This window comes from Stutzerimonas stutzeri, assembly GCF_019090095.1.
Classification (GTDB): Bacteria; Pseudomonadota; Gammaproteobacteria; order Pseudomonadales; family Pseudomonadaceae; genus Stutzerimonas; species Stutzerimonas stutzeri_AN.
This window is the reverse complement of record NZ_JAGQFP010000003.1, coordinates 252,561-266,002: the sequence shown is the minus strand read 5'-3', so window position 1 is coordinate 266,002 and position 13,442 is coordinate 252,561. Positions and strand designations below refer to the sequence as shown.

Sequence of the window (13,442 nt, the reverse complement as noted above, 5' to 3'; positions counted from 1 at the left end):
GCTTACTGCTGAGTGATCATGGCCTGGTTGCCGCTGCCGGTCTGCTGGATCACGGCATGCATGCCCGCGGCGCTCTGGGTGATTGCCGCCTCGTTCGCTGTGCCGACCTGGCTGACGCGAGCCTCGTTGTATTCGGCCAGTTGGCGGATATCGGCGAGGTTGCCATCGCCGGTCTGTACGACGCTGGCCTGGTTGCCGTCGTACCACTGCACCAGTTCGACGTCGTTGCCGTTGCCGGTCGATGAGCCCCGGAAGCCGTTGCCGCGCCCACTCTGCTCCACGTTCAGACGATTGTCGTCACCGAGCTGCTGGAAAACGACCTCGCCGAACAGCGTGTTCTGCAGGATCTGAGCACTGTTCCGGTTGCCGTTCTGGGCCAGTTGCAACTGGCCGGCATCGCCCTGGTCGATGTTGGCCAGGTTATCGTCGCCGACCTGGTAAACGGCCAGCCGAGTACCGTGGTAGATGCCGTCCTGGGTGAGCGTCACCGAGTTGTCGTTACCGATCTGGTAGGCCTCGGCCTGGGCGAGGCCCTGTTGCGTGGCGGAGATGAAGTTGCCATCGCCCACGCTGCTCAGTTGCAGGTCGTTGGCGTACCAGCTCTGCTCGACCTCGGTGCGGTTGCCGGTGCCCTGCTGGTAGACGCTCGCGGTGCCGAAGTGGCTTTCGGGACCCTGATAGACGGAGACCTCGTTGCTGCTGCCGATCTGCACGACGCTGGCCTGGTTCGACTCGGCGAACTGGGAAACCGAAGCGTCATTGCCGACGCCGTTCTGCCGGATTACGGTTTCGTTGAGCGTGCCGGTCTGATCCGCGATGGCCGAATTGTCGTTACCGTTCTGTGCGATCCGGACGCTGTTGTCGGCATACAGGTGCGGGGCGGTGCTCAGCAGCACGGCGAGGGTGAAGAATGGCAGGCGGCTGCGCATGGCAAAGTCCCTTTTCGGTCGACTGGCTATTGATGTTGCACGATCTGAATGTGCTGACCGCTTCCGTATTGGATGACGCTACTGCTCAGGCCACTGCCAAGCTGCTCGATGCTGGCGTTGTTATTGGCGCCGATCTGGGCGATGGCGGCCTGGTTGTCGCTGCCGATCTGGCTGATGCCGGCGATATTGCCCTGGCCGACCTGAAGGATGCTGGCCAGCTGGTTGTCGCCTTGCTGCAGGATGAAGGCTTGCTGATCGCTACCCTGCTGGACGATGCCGGCCAACTGACGGTCGCCGACCTGGGTCAGCTCGGCCAGGTTGTCGTTGCCCTGCTGCAGCACCTGCGCGCTCTGTCCGTCCAGCGGCAGCGCCAGCATGGCGGGGTTTTCGAGACTGAGCGGGCCCTCGGCCAGGTCGCCATTGTCGAGCAGGTCTGCAGCCTGCGACGCGGCGTGGCCGATGAGCAGAAGCGCGGCGAGCACGCCACGGCGAAACAGGGCTAGACGATCCATGCAGGCACCTCGGAGTAGTGCTCGGATTCTTGACTGGCAGCAAGCCGCTGAACATCCATCGAACGGTTCAAAGCGTCGCGCCACGATAGGTGGAGCGGATTAATCCCTTGGCCCCGGTCAGAGTTCATCACGGTCCATGTCGAAGGTGTCCTGCAGCAGGCTTTCGAGCTTGCTGCGGCTGACTTCCTCGAGTATCAGTTGCGCGGCCTGTGCCGCGATCGGCTCGATCTCCGCCGCGTTGGGCTGCAGGAAACGGCGATAAACCGTGCGCTGCCCATATTCCACCCAGACCAGGCTGCCCCAGCGGGCCGACGGCCGTTCGCGGACCACCAGATCGGCCTCCAGCTCGCTCGCGTCCTGTAAACGGGCGCTCAGGTAGCGGTGGAAGTCGTGGCCGAAGCGGCTGATGGTGTTGTCGATGATCAACCCGCTCAGCGCTGCCTCGCGCTGTGCCTGCCCAGCCGCCGCTTGCGCCTGCGGCACGGCGAGCAGGGCCAGGAGCAGCAGGTGCGTCAGGCGTGGCACGACTCGGACCAATCCAACCGCCCACGCAGCAGGAACGCCGCCTCGGCACGGTTGGAGGCGCCGATCTTGCGCAGCAGGTTGTGGATATGGCTCTTGATGGTGTGTGGGCTCAGGCACAGCTGCTCGGCGATCTCGGCATTGGACAGGCCTTTGCCGGCCAGGCTGAGAATCTCGCGTTCGCGCAGGGTCAGCGACGGCTTGCTGCCGGCCAGCTGACGCATGCGACGCCATTGACTGAGCAGACGCTCGGTCAGGACCCTGGGCAGCCAGTCACCGCCGTCGAGCAGGACCTGGATGCCATCGAGCAGGTGCTCTCGGGTGGCGTGGCTGTAGAACACGCCACGAATGCCGGGGTGCTTGTCCACCAGCAGCTCGGCTTGTTCGGGGGCGATGTTCACCAACGCCACGGGGGTGTCGTCCTCGAGCTGGTCAAGAAGCCGCGAAAGCTGTTCGGTCTGGCTGCTGCCTGCGTCGACGAGAAACAGGTCGCTGGTCTCGCGGACGCTCTCCCCGATCCGTGACAGGGCGACGTCGAGCTGGGCCTGTTCGCCGAGGAAATGTCTGAAGAACAATCCCAGGAGTTCATTGCCGGTTAACAGAGTGACGGTAGGCCGGGTACGTTCCTGGTGGGTGAAATCCGCTTCGTCCATGGTCGATCCTTGGTCTGAGTGCCGTTATGCCACATAGAAAAGTTACTAAACGACCGACGCTTATTGACGAAGTTCAGCGTTTACGCGTCGATTGGGTCGGTATCTGCGCTGGGATGGCAATAACCCGACGAGCGGTTGAGCGATCGAGTCGGTGGAAACGATGGGCTAAGGTGAGTCAATCACCCATTCGATGGAGCTGGCATGAGTGAACCCCAACGCGAATTAACGCTGCGCGCATTGGCGACCGGCCTGCTGCTCGGTGCCGTGCTGACGCCTTCGAATGTCTACTCCGGGCTGAAGATCGGTTGGTCGTTCAACATGTCGATCATTGCGCTGCTGGTCGGCTTCGGCTTCTGGCAGAGCCTGGCGCGAACCGGGCGCCAACCGGCCTGGTCGCTGCATGAGAGCAATATCAACCAGACCGCCGCGTCCTCCGCGGCGTCGATCATCTCCAGCGGACTGGTGGCGCCCATTCCGGCCTACACGCTGATCACCGGGCAGTCGTTCGATACCTTGCCGTTGATGGCTTGGGTGTTCTCGGTGAGCTTTCTCGGTATCTGGGTCGCCTGGTACCTGCGGCCCTCATTGATCGTCGAAGGCGGTCTGCGGTTTCCCGAGGGGATGGCGACCTTGGCGACCATGCAGCAGATCTACAGCCACGGCGCCGAAGCGGTCAGGCGGTTGTGGGTGCTTGGCGCTGCCGCCGTGCTGGCCGCACTGAGCAAGCTGGTCGACAGCCTCTGGACCTTGCCGCGCTGGGCGCCTGGCATGCAGCTGGAACGCCTCACGTTCAGCCTCGAACCCTCGCTGCTACTGGTGGGCTTTGGCGGCATCATCGGTTTGCGGGTCGGCCTGTCGCTATTGCTCGGGGCGGTGCTGGCCTGGGGGCTGCTGTCGCCCTGGCTGATCGCCGAAGGCCTGGTCGCGATGCCGGCCGACGCGCGCGGGCCGCAGTTCGCCCTGCTCATCGAGTGGTTGCTCTGGCCCGGTGTCAGTCTGATGGTGTGCGCCACCTTGACCTCCCTCGGGTTGCGAGCGGTGCGCGCCCGCCGCGCGCCGGCGTCACGGGGGTGGGCACCTCGTCGGCCCAGCCCGCTTCCGCTGCTCGGATTGGCTTCGGCGGCGTTGTGGGTGGTGGCCATGCAGGTGATCTTGTTCGACATCCAGCCGCTGATGGCTGCGCTGTCGATCCCCTTGGCGGTGCTTCTGGCAATGGTGGCTGCGCGAGTGGTCGGCGCGACAGGTATCCCGCCGATTGGCGCGATCGGTCAACTGTCGCAATTGAGCTTCGGCGCCGTTGCGCCGGGTCAGGTGGCGATCAATCTCATGAGTGCCAACACGGCCGGTGGCGCCGCGGGCCAATGCACCGATCTGCTCAATGACTTCAAGGTGGGGCACGCCATCGGCGCGGCACCGTCACGCCAGGTGGTCGCTCAGTGTCTGGGCATTCTGGTGGGCAGCCTGGTGGGGGTGATGGTTTACCAGCTGCTGATCCCCGATCCGCAGGCCATGTTGATCACCCCCGAATGGCCGGCGCCCGCGGTGGCAACCTGGAAGGCTGTCGCCGAGGCCCTGACCGCCGGACTCGGGTCGATCGGTCCGGACATCCGCTGGGCGATGCTGGTTGGCGCGCTGGCCGGTATCGGTCTGGGCATTCTCGAAGGGCTCGCCTCGGTATCCCGCTTGCGCTGGCTGCCCAGTTCCGCCGCGCTGGGCTTGGCCTTCATCATTCCCGCCTCGATCTCGCTGATGATGGCGTTCGGTTCGCTGCTGGCCTGGGCGTTCGCGGCGCGCTGGCGCGGCCTCGCCGAGCGATTCGTGATCGTGGCGGCGGCCGGGTTGGTGGCGGGCGAAAGCATGGCGGGCGTCGGCATCTCGCTCTGGCAGTTGCTGCGCTGAGGTCGAGCCGTCCGGTTTCGACCGGCTGAGGTGGCCAAAAGCGGCGACGAACGGTCGTCTTCGGCGATCGGCGACGAACGGTCAACCTGCACCGGGCGGCTTGGCATGGCGCTTTGCGCCCTGTGGAAACAATTTATCGCATGCGCTGTGCAACCCCTGCGCCCGGGTAATGCCCGAATAGATGTAACCCACGGAAACAGGAGAGCACACATGCAAATGACCAAATTGGCTGCCTTGACTCTGGCCGGGCTGATGTCCACGGGTGTTTTCGCCGCGGGTACCACCAGCACCGACAGCGCCACCAGTGCTGAAACCAAGCAGGAGTCGATGGACGGAAAAACCACCGACGACACCAATCGCTCCGGCCTGACCACCGGTGCGGGTACCACGACCGGTAGCGGCGAGGCAGCAGGCCCCGGAACCGGGACGGGCACCAGCGTGGGCAATACCACCGGGACCGGCAGTAGTGAAACCGGCGCGGGTACTGGTTCGGGTACCGGTACCGGTGGCACCGGCGGCAGTAACTGACCGGGCGTCAGCAGACCCGAAGCCCCGGCGTCTTGCTGGGGCTTTATACCGAGGGCAGTCTCGTCGCCTGGCGCTTCGCTGAGGGTTGCCACGCGGCGGGCTGTCCTCGAGGAGCAGGCCATGGACCTACGCCTTGGGTTTTTCATTGCCAGCCTGATGCTGGCCAGCTCGGCAAGCGCGACCGGCACCGGTCCGACCTTGCCGGAGAAAAGCCGCGAGCATCCGCTGGATAATCGCGAGCCGCGCCAGGAAATCATCGACCGCCAGGATGACCGCCAGCCTCGTCCACCGACGCTCGAGGCACCTCCCGAAATCCCGCCGCAAGCGCCGGTCGAGCGCAGGCTACCGTCGGAAGGGCCCGCGCCGCATGGCAGCGAGGCCGGCAGCCACAACCGGCCGGCCAGCTGAGCTTTTTTGGCCGCCAATGAAAAAGGGAGGCCGGAGCCTCCCTTCCTACCCGCTGCGCTGCGACTTAGAACAGTACGCGGCTGCGGATGGTGCCGTTGACCTGCTGCAGTTTTTCCAGCGCCAGGTCGGAGTACTCCTTGTCCACGTCGATGACCACGTAGCCGACCTTGTCGTTGGTCTGCAGGAACTGGCCGCAGATGTTGATGCCGTTGTCGGCGAACACCTTGTTGATTTCGCTCATCACGCCCGGGATGTTCTCGTGGATGTGCAGCAGACGGTGCTTGCCCGGATGCGACGGCAGGGCCACTTCAGGGAAGTTGACCGAGGACACCGAGGTGCCGTTGTCGCTGTACTTGACCAGCTTCTCGGCGACTTCCAGACCGATGTTGGCCTGGGCTTCGGCGGTGGAACCACCGATGTGCGGAGTCAGGATCACGCGATCCAGACCGCGCAGGGGGCTTTCGAATTCCTCGTCGTTGGACTTCGGCTCGACCGGGAACACGTCGATGGCGGCACCGATCAGGTGCTCGTCCTTGATCGCTTCGGCCAGGTGGTCCAGCTCGACCACGGTACCGCGGGCAGCGTTGATCAGGATGCTGCCCTTCTTCATCGCGCGGATTTCCTTCTCGCCGATCATCCATTGGGTCGACGGCAGTTCCGGAACGTGCAGGGAGACGATGTCGCACATGCCCAGCAGCTCGTACAGCGAGCCGATCTGGGTGGCGTTGCCCAGCGGCAGCTTGGTCACCACGTCATAGAAGTAGACCTGCATGCCGAGGCTCTCGGCGAGTACCGACAGCTGCGTGCCGATCGAGCCGTAACCGATGATGCCAAGCTTCTTGCCGCGAATTTCGAACGAGTTGGCCGCGGACTTGATCCAGCCGCCGCGATGGCAGGAAGCGTTCTTCTCCGGGATGCCGCGTAGCAGCAGGATGGCTTCCGCCAGCACCAGCTCAGCGACCGAACGGGTGTTGGAGTAGGGCGCGTTGAACACCGCGATGCCGAGTTCGCGCGCGGCATTGAGGTCGACCTGGTTGGTGCCGATGCAGAAGCAGCCGACGGCAATCAGTTTGCTCGCGGCTTCGAAGACTTCCTTGGTCAGCTGGGTGCGCGAACGAATGCCGATGAAGTGGACATCAGCGATCTTTTCCTTCAGCTCCGCGTCGGTCAGCGCAGTCTTGAGGTACTCGATGTTGGAGTAGCCTGCGGCCTTGAGGGTGTCGACCGCGTTCTGGTGAACGCCTTCGAGAAGAAGGAACTTGATCTTGCTCTTGTCGAGAGAGGTCTGGCTCATCTGCATTAAAACCTTAAGGCCGAAGGGAAGGACAAAGTGTCCAGCGAAGGCTGGCCAGCCCGGTAGTACCGGTGCCGGGAGTCTGCCGAGGCACGTTTCAAAGGGGGGCGTATGCTAGCATACGGGCCCCTCGAAACACTCCCTGTCCTGAGCTGAAGCGTACTCAGGGTGACCATGAATCGAATGAGAGTTCCGATGATGACCGATTCTGTCCTGATCGACGAGCTGAAGGCCCTGGTCGAGCCCGGCAAGGTGCTGACCGATGCCGATTCGCTGAACACCTTCGGCAAGGACTGGACCAAGCATTACGCACCGGCCCCCACCGCCATCGTGTTCCCGAAAACGGTCGAGCAGGTGCAGGCCATCGTGCGCTGGGCCAACGAGCGCCGGGTCGCCCTGGTGCCGTCCGGCGGTCGCACCGGACTCTCCGCCGCGGCGGTCGCCGCCAACGGTGAGGTGGTGGTGTCCTTCGACTATATGAACCAGATTCTCTCGTTCGACGAGATGGATCGCACCGTCGTCTGCCAGCCCGGGGTCATCACCGCCCAGCTGCAGCAGTTCGCCGAGGACAAGGGCCTCTACTACCCGGTGGATTTCGCCTCGGCCGGCTCCAGCCAGATCGGCGGCAACATCGGCACCAACGCCGGTGGGATCAAGGTGATTCGCTACGGCATGACCCGCAACTGGGTGGCGGGCCTGAAAGTGGTCACCGGCAAGGGCGACCTGCTGGAGCTCAACAAGGACCTGATCAAGAACGCCACGGGTTACGACCTGCGCCAGCTGTTCATTGGTGCCGAGGGTACGCTGGGCTTCGTCGTCGAGGCGACCATGCGCCTGGAGCGCCAGCCCACCAACCTCACCGCGATGGTGCTGGGCACGCCGGATTTCGAGTCGATCATGCCGGTGCTGCACGCCTTCCAGGACAAGCTGGACCTGACCGCCTTCGAGTTCTTCTCCGACAAATGCCTGGACAAGCTGCTCGGTCGCGGTGACATCCCCGCACCGTTCGAGACCCGCACGCCGTTCTATGCGCTGCTCGAGTTCGAGGCGACCACCGAGGAGCGCGCCGAGCAGGCCCTGGCGACCTTCGAGCGTTGCGTCAACGAAGGCTGGGTGGTCGACGGCGTGATGAGTCAGAGCGAACAGCAGCTGCAGAACCTCTGGAAGCTGCGCGAATACATTTCCGAGACCATCTCGCACTGGACGCCCTACAAGAACGACATCTCCGTGACCGTTTCCAAGGTGCCGGCCTTCCTTGCCGATATCGACGCCATCGTCACGCAGAACTATCCGGACTTCGAGGTGCTCTGGTACGGCCACATCGGCGACGGCAACCTGCACCTGAACATCCTCAAGCCCGAGGCGCTGTCCAAGGATGCCTTTTTCGACAAGTGCGCCGCGGTCAACAAGTGGGTGTTCGAGACGGTTGAACGGTATAACGGCTCGATTTCCGCCGAGCATGGCGTCGGCATGACCAAGCGCGATTACCTGACCTATAGCCGTTCGCACGCCGAAATTGCCTACATGAAGGCGATCAAGGCGGCCTTCGACCCCAACGGCATCATGAATCCGGGCAAGATTTTCGCCTGAGGCCCCTTTGAGGATTGCGCGATGAACTACAAGCATCAGTACACCGACGGCACCACCATTCATTACCCGCTGGGCAAGGTGGTCTGCATCGGTCGCAACTACGCCGAGCACGCCAAGGAACTGAACAATCCGGTGCCGACCGAGCCGCTGCTGTTCATCAAGGCCGGCAGCTGCACCGTGCCGCTGGAAGGGGGCTTCAGCATCCCCACCAACCGTGGCGCTGTGCATTACGAAGCGGAAATTGCCGTGTTGATCGGCAAGCCACTGTCACGCAAACCGAACGAGGAAGAAGTGCGTGACGCCATTTCCGGCTTCGCCCCGGCGCTGGATCTGACCCTGCGCGACGTACAGGCCAAGCTGAAAGAGAAGGGTCATCCATGGGAAATCGCCAAGAGCTTCGACGGTGCCTGCGTGCTTGCGCCCTTCGTCCCGGGTGATGCGGTGCAGGACCTGACCGATATCGGCATTCGCCTGACCATCAACGGGGAAGTTCGCCAGGACGGCAACAGCAGCCAGATGCTCAACGCCATCCTGCCGCTGCTGCAGCACATCGCCGGACATTTCAATCTACAGCCCGGCGACGTGGTTTTGACCGGCACGCCCGCGGGCGTCGGCCCCTTGAACCAGGGCGACGAACTGGTCCTCGAGCTGGTCGGCCTGTCCCGTTTCGAGAGCCGCGTGCACTGAACGCCTGGCGATCGAGCGCCTCGCGCGCCGGTCGCCGTTTCCCTGCCGTCCCCGGCCATGCTGTAATCGGGCGCCTGTTTCCAGGAAGTCCCCGATGACCGCGATTTTCGCCCGACCGTCGCGCCTGCGCCGGTGCCTTTACGTCTTGCTCTTGCTCACCGTCTGCGCCGCCCTGCTGACCGGCTGGATGCTGCACTGGAACGATCAGCTCGGCCTTTACTGGCGGGAGCAATCGGTGAACGCCGAGGAGCGTGCGGCGAGTGTCTGGCTGCCGGACTACGAGCTGGTACTGGAAACCACCCTTGCCGGCCTGGAGGACGACCAGACTTCGGGGCTGACCTGGAACCCGTCAACCGGCACCCTGTTCACCGTGACCGGGCATACCCCACAGCTGATCGAGTTCTCTCCGGGCGGTGTGGTGCTTCGGCGTATCCAGCTGACTGGCTTTTCCGATCCCGAAGCGGTCGAGGCATTGGACGATGGACGCATGGGTATCGTCGACGAGCGCCAGCGGCTGGTCGCCGTGTTCCGGCTGCGCCCGGGCGCCGAAAGCCTCGATGTGACCGAGGCGTACCGCTACGACCTGGGTTTCGAGCACGCCGGCAACAAGGGCTTCGAGGGCCTGGCCTGGAACCCGCGCACTCGCCGCTTGCTACTGGCCAAGGAGCGCGATCCGCAGGGCTTGTTCGAGCTGCAGATCCCCGACAATGGCGGCCTGGCCAGTGCGCTCGAAGCACTGCCTGAGCAGCCGCTGCTGGTGCGCGATATTTCGTCGGTGGCAATCGATCCGCGCACCGGCCATACCCTGATGCTGTCCGATGAATCCCGCCTGCTGGTCGAGCTCGACCTGCAAGGTCGACCGCGTAGTTTCATCCGGTTGCTCGGCGGGCTCAACGGCCTCGTGGACGGCATCGATCAGGCCGAGGGCGTGGCGATGGACGAGCGCGGCAACATCTATGTCGTCGGCGAACCGAATCGCTTCTATGTTTTCAGTCGGCGACGGTGACACCCGGCGCGCGGCGTGGTCCTAGCGCTGCGGTAGCGGCTCGTCGTTAAGTTTCGGCTAAGCGACGCGACGGACAATCGCGCTTCCTTTCCGGTAAACGAGTATTCCATGCGTCGTGCATCAACCATCGTGCTGGCTGGGCTGGCCAGCCTCGGCCTGTTGCTGGCCATCGCAGCCGGGCTGCACTTCAAACTGTTCGAACGTGCCTGGTTCAACCTGGCCCAGTGGTACCACGCCGATACGCGTCAGGCCGCCTCGTTGTGGCTGCCCGACTACCGCGCGGTTATCCAGGCTCGCCAGGTGGAGGGCATCGATGACGACCTGTCGGCGCTGACCTTCGATCCCGACCGCCGCAGCCTGATCGCCATTACCAACGGCGACCCGCAGCTGCTCGAGCTCAGCCTCGAAGGCGAGCTGCTGCGCTCGATTCCATTGGTGGGATTTGGCGACCCGGAAGCCATCGAGTACATCTCCCGCGGCGTCTACGTGATCAGTGATGAGCGGCTGCAGCGCCTGTTGCGCGTGGACATCAGCGAGCACACCGAGCGGATCGACGCGGCCGCCAGCCAACAGCTTTCGCTGGGCCTCGGCCAGAATGGCAACAAGGGGTTCGAGGGGCTGGCCTATGACGTTGCGGGCCAGCGGTTGTTCGTCGCCAAGGAACGCGATCCGGTGCGCATCTACGAAGTGGAGGGCTTTCCCTACGCCGACGATGGCCAGCCACTGGCCGTGCACGTGAGTGACGATCTCGAGCGCGACGCGGATCTCTTCGTGCGGGACCTGTCGAGCCTGCAATACCACGCGCAGACCGGTCACCTGCTGGCGCTGTCGGACGAGTCGCGCCTGATCGTCGAGCTGGACACCCACGGCAAACCCATCAGCACGCTATCGCTGCGCGGTGGCAGGCATGGACTGGAGCGGGACGTGCCGCAGGCCGAAGGGGTCGCCATGGGGCCGGACGGCACGTTGTACCTGGTGAGCGAGCCGAATCTGTTCTACGTGTTTCGCAAGGACGATTAGCCCGCTCCCTTGCGGCTCACTCGGGCTTGAGCGTCTGCACGCCTTCTGCCGTGCCGAGCAGCAGGATGTCGGCCGGACGCGCGGCGAACAAGCCGTTGGTCACCACGCCGACGATATTGTTGATCTTCGCCTCGACCTCAGGTGCGAAGCCGATCATCAGGTTGTGCACGTCGAGGATGACGTTGCCGTTGTCGGTCACCACGCCTTCCCGGTAGACCGGATCGCCGCCCAGCTTGACCAGCTCGCGGCCGACATGGCTGCGCGCCATGGGAATGACCTCCACCGGCAGCGGGAAGGTGCCGAGTCGGTCCACCAGCTTGCTGCCGTCGGCGATGCAGATGAAGGTCTTGGCCACGGCGGCGACGATCTTCTCGCGAGTCAGCGCGGCACCGCCGCCCTTGATCAACTCCAGATGGCGGTTGGTTTCGTCGGCGCCATCGACATAGAACTCCAGATCGGCGACCGAGTTGAGGTCATACACCGGGATGCCATGGCCCTTGAGGCGCTCGGCGGTCGCGTCGGAACTGGCCACGGCGCCGTCGAACGCTGCCTTGTGCTTGGCCAGCAGATCGATGAAGAAGTTGGCGGTGGAGCCGGTGCCGACGCCAACGATACTGCGGTCGTTGAGCTGCGGAACGATGAGATCGACAGCCGCTTGGGCGACGGCCTGCTTGAGTTGATCCTGGGTCATGGCGTAAGGCTCCGGGCGAGAGGAAACGAGGGGCGAAAGTATAGCGGGGCCGCACCGGTGGGTCTGTACAGGAAGCGGTAACGCCGTGTGCCGCGCTGATTGTCGGTGGTCGACGGCAGGTTCGCGGGGTAGACTCGTGGACCCCGCAACGCCCGCCAAGATAGCCCACGATGCTCGAAAACTACGTCAAGAAGATCCTCACCTCGCGCGTCTACGACGTCGCCGTCGAAACCCCCTTGCAGCCCGCCCGCCAGCTGTCCGAGCGGCTGGGCAACCAGATCCTGCTCAAGCGCGAGGATTTGCAGCCGGTGTTTTCCTTCAAGATTCGCGGCGCCTACAACAAGCTGGCGCAGTTGTCCGCCGAGGAACTGGCGCGTGGTGTGGTCACCGCCTCGGCTGGCAATCATGCCCAGGGCCTGGCGCTGGCGGCGCGGGAGCTGGGTATCAAGGCGACCATCGTGATGCCGCGCACCACGCCGGAATTGAAGGTGCAGGGCGTACGCGCCCGCGGCGGCAAGGTGGTCCTGCAGGGCGACGCCTTTCCGGAGGCGCTGGCCTATTCGCTGAAGTTGGTCGAGGAAAAGGGCTACGTCTATATCCATCCCTATGACGATCCCCACGTGATCGCCGGGCAAGGCACGGTGGCCATGGAGATCCTGCGCCAGCACCAGGGCCGGCTCGACGCGGTGTTCGTGCCGGTGGGCGGCGGTGGCTTGATCGCGGGCGTGGCTGCCTACATCAAGTATCTGCGGCCGGAGGTCAAGGTCATCGGCGTCGAGCCGGACGATTCCAACTGCCTGCAGCAGGCGATGGCAGCGGGCGAGCGCGTGGTGTTGCCGCAGGTGGGACTGTTCGCCGACGGCGTCGCGGTGGCGCAGATTGGCCAGCACACTTTCGACATCTGCAAGCACTACGTCGATGAAGTGATCACGGTCAGCACCGACGAGATCTGCGCGGCGATCAAGGACATCTACGATGACACCCGTTCGATCACCGAGCCGGCCGGGGCCCTGGCTGTCGCCGGGATCAAGCGCTACGTCGAACGCGACGGCGTGGCCAATCAGGTGCTGGTCGGCATCGATTCGGGTGCCAACGTCAATTTCGATCGGCTGCGCCACGTGGCCGAGCGTGCCGAGCTGGGCGAGAAGCGCGAGGCGATCATCGCCGTCACCATTCCGGAAGAGCCGGGCAGCTTCAAGGCCTTCTGCGAGGCCATCGGCAAGCGCCAGATCACCGAGTTCAACTACCGCTACCACCAGGACCGCGAGGCGCACATCTTCGTCGGCGTCCAGACGCACCCGGAAAACGATCCGCGGGCGGCCCTGGTAGAGGGGCTGCGCGCCAAGGGCTTCCCGGTGCTCGACCTGACCGACAACGAACTGGCCAAGCTGCACACGCGGCACATGGTCGGCGGGCATGCCTCGGGTGTCAGCGACGAAGTGGTCTATCGGTTCGAGTTCCCCGAGCGTCCGGGCGCGCTGTTCAACTTTCTCAATAACCTCGGCGGGCGCTGGAACATCTCGATGTTCCACTACCGCAACCATGGCGCGGCGGACGGCCGGGTAGTGGCTGGCCTGCAGGTGCCGGCGGAAGAGCGTCACCTGCTGCCGGCGGCGCTGGACAAGATCGGCTATCGCTACTGGGACGAAACGGACAACCCTGCCTATCAACTGTTTCTCGGCTGAACGGCCGTACCGCGAGGA

14 protein-coding genes are annotated in these 13,442 nt (G+C 64.1%); 8 read left to right on the top strand and 6 right to left on the bottom strand.

Features of this window, described 5'->3' with window-relative positions; genetic code table 11:
• Window positions 1-2: 2 nt before the first annotated feature.
• From KVO92_RS21065 to KVO92_RS21050, 4 genes are all read right to left on the bottom strand, one after another.
• Complete coding sequence (locus KVO92_RS21065; protein WP_217477531.1) at window positions 3-929, bottom strand: hypothetical protein; 927 nt, start codon at window positions 927-929, stop codon at window positions 3-5.
• Between the two features lie 26 nt (window positions 930-955).
• Entirely contained in the window at window positions 956-1,441 is a 486-nt protein-coding gene (locus tag KVO92_RS21060) for a curli production assembly protein CsgB (RefSeq protein WP_217477530.1), read from the bottom strand.
• 117 nt (window positions 1,442-1,558) lie between these two features.
• The gene (locus KVO92_RS21055; RefSeq protein ID WP_217477529.1) at window positions 1,559-1,966 is read right to left on the bottom strand and encodes a curli production assembly/transport protein CsgE; all 408 of its coding nucleotides are present in this window, start codon (window positions 1,964-1,966) and stop codon (window positions 1,559-1,561) included.
• Window positions 1,954-2,538 carry a helix-turn-helix transcriptional regulator gene (locus tag KVO92_RS21050; protein WP_254621625.1) on the bottom strand — a complete coding sequence of 195 codons (585 nt, stop codon included), beginning with the start codon at window positions 2,536-2,538 and terminating at the stop codon, window positions 1,954-1,956. The genes KVO92_RS21055 and KVO92_RS21050 overlap by 13 nt, the downstream gene beginning before the upstream one ends.
• A 279-nt stretch (window positions 2,539-2,817) precedes the next feature.
• Between KVO92_RS21050 and KVO92_RS21045 the strand changes: the two genes are divergently transcribed.
• From KVO92_RS21045 to KVO92_RS21035, 3 genes are all read left to right on the top strand, one after another.
• Window positions 2,818-4,515, top strand: a complete 1,698-nt coding sequence (locus KVO92_RS21045) for an OPT family oligopeptide transporter (protein WP_217477527.1) — start codon at window positions 2,818-2,820, stop codon at window positions 4,513-4,515.
• A gap of 210 nt (window positions 4,516-4,725) precedes the next feature.
• On the top strand, window positions 4,726-5,043 hold the full coding sequence (locus KVO92_RS21040) for a hypothetical protein (RefSeq protein WP_217477526.1): 318 nt from the start codon (window positions 4,726-4,728) through the stop codon (window positions 5,041-5,043).
• Between the two features lie 120 nt (window positions 5,044-5,163).
• Entirely contained in the window at window positions 5,164-5,451 is a 288-nt protein-coding gene (locus KVO92_RS21035; RefSeq protein WP_217477525.1) for a hypothetical protein, read from the top strand.
• A gap of 64 nt (window positions 5,452-5,515) precedes the next feature.
• Here the strand turns inward: KVO92_RS21035 and serA are convergent, their stop codons facing one another.
• Window positions 5,516-6,745 (bottom strand): phosphoglycerate dehydrogenase, encoded by a 1,230-nt coding sequence (gene serA, locus KVO92_RS21030; RefSeq protein ID WP_217477524.1) that lies wholly within the window; start codon window positions 6,743-6,745, stop codon window positions 5,516-5,518.
• Between the two features lie 198 nt (window positions 6,746-6,943).
• Between serA and KVO92_RS21025 the strand changes: the two genes are divergently transcribed.
• The 4 genes from KVO92_RS21025 to KVO92_RS21010 all read left to right on the top strand — a co-directional run bounded on the left by KVO92_RS21025 (window position 6,944) and on the right by KVO92_RS21010 (window position 11,048).
• Window positions 6,944-8,335, top strand: coding sequence for an FAD-binding oxidoreductase (locus KVO92_RS21025; protein ID WP_217477628.1), 1,392 nt, complete (start codon window positions 6,944-6,946; stop codon window positions 8,333-8,335).
• Window positions 8,336-8,356: 21 nt separating this feature from the next.
• Window positions 8,357-9,022 (top strand): fumarylacetoacetate hydrolase family protein, encoded by a 666-nt coding sequence (locus KVO92_RS21020; protein ID WP_217477523.1) that lies wholly within the window; start codon window positions 8,357-8,359, stop codon window positions 9,020-9,022.
• 103 nt (window positions 9,023-9,125) lie between these two features.
• The gene (locus KVO92_RS21015; RefSeq protein ID WP_423836250.1) at window positions 9,126-10,028 is read left to right on the top strand and encodes an SdiA-regulated domain-containing protein; all 903 of its coding nucleotides are present in this window, start codon (window positions 9,126-9,128) and stop codon (window positions 10,026-10,028) included.
• Between the two features lie 108 nt (window positions 10,029-10,136).
• Window positions 10,137-11,048, top strand: coding sequence for an SdiA-regulated domain-containing protein (locus KVO92_RS21010; RefSeq protein WP_217477521.1), 912 nt, complete (start codon window positions 10,137-10,139; stop codon window positions 11,046-11,048).
• Window positions 11,049-11,064: 16 nt separating this feature from the next.
• Here KVO92_RS21010 and rpiA read toward each other — a convergent pair whose 3' ends face one another.
• Complete coding sequence (gene rpiA, locus KVO92_RS21005; RefSeq protein ID WP_217477520.1) at window positions 11,065-11,739, bottom strand: ribose-5-phosphate isomerase RpiA; 675 nt, start codon at window positions 11,737-11,739, stop codon at window positions 11,065-11,067.
• A 170-nt stretch (window positions 11,740-11,909) separates the two neighbouring features.
• On the opposite strand from rpiA, the gene ilvA reads away from it, so the two are divergent.
• Window positions 11,910-13,424 carry a threonine ammonia-lyase, biosynthetic gene (ilvA, locus tag KVO92_RS21000; protein ID WP_217477519.1) on the top strand — a complete coding sequence of 505 codons (1,515 nt, stop codon included), beginning with the start codon at window positions 11,910-11,912 and terminating at the stop codon, window positions 13,422-13,424.
• The last annotated feature ends 18 nt before the right edge of the window (window positions 13,425-13,442 follow it).

What these genes read in the sequence shown, in the direction of transcription:
- KVO92_RS21035 (WP_217477525.1), top strand. Translation starts at nt 5,164, where the DNA reads ATGGACCTACGCCTTGGGTTTTTCATTGCCAGCCTGATGCTGGCCAGC.
- KVO92_RS21060 (WP_217477530.1), bottom strand. Translation starts at nt 1,441, where the DNA reads ATGGATCGTCTAGCCCTGTTTCGCCGTGGCGTGCTCGCCGCGCTTCTG.
- KVO92_RS21010 (WP_217477521.1), top strand. Translation starts at nt 10,137, where the DNA reads ATGCGTCGTGCATCAACCATCGTGCTGGCTGGGCTGGCCAGCCTCGGC.
- KVO92_RS21045 (WP_217477527.1), top strand. Translation starts at nt 2,818, where the DNA reads ATGAGTGAACCCCAACGCGAATTAACGCTGCGCGCATTGGCGACCGGC.
- KVO92_RS21040 (WP_217477526.1), top strand. Translation starts at nt 4,726, where the DNA reads ATGCAAATGACCAAATTGGCTGCCTTGACTCTGGCCGGGCTGATGTCC.
- KVO92_RS21025 (WP_217477628.1), top strand. Translation starts at nt 6,944, where the DNA reads ATGACCGATTCTGTCCTGATCGACGAGCTGAAGGCCCTGGTCGAGCCC.
- ilvA (WP_217477519.1), top strand. Translation starts at nt 11,910, where the DNA reads ATGCTCGAAAACTACGTCAAGAAGATCCTCACCTCGCGCGTCTACGAC.
- serA (WP_217477524.1), bottom strand. Translation starts at nt 6,745, where the DNA reads ATGAGCCAGACCTCTCTCGACAAGAGCAAGATCAAGTTCCTTCTTCTC.
- rpiA (WP_217477520.1), bottom strand. Translation starts at nt 11,739, where the DNA reads ATGACCCAGGATCAACTCAAGCAGGCCGTCGCCCAAGCGGCTGTCGAT.
- KVO92_RS21065 (WP_217477531.1), bottom strand. Translation starts at nt 929, where the DNA reads ATGCGCAGCCGCCTGCCATTCTTCACCCTCGCCGTGCTGCTGAGCACC.
- KVO92_RS21020 (WP_217477523.1), top strand. Translation starts at nt 8,357, where the DNA reads ATGAACTACAAGCATCAGTACACCGACGGCACCACCATTCATTACCCG.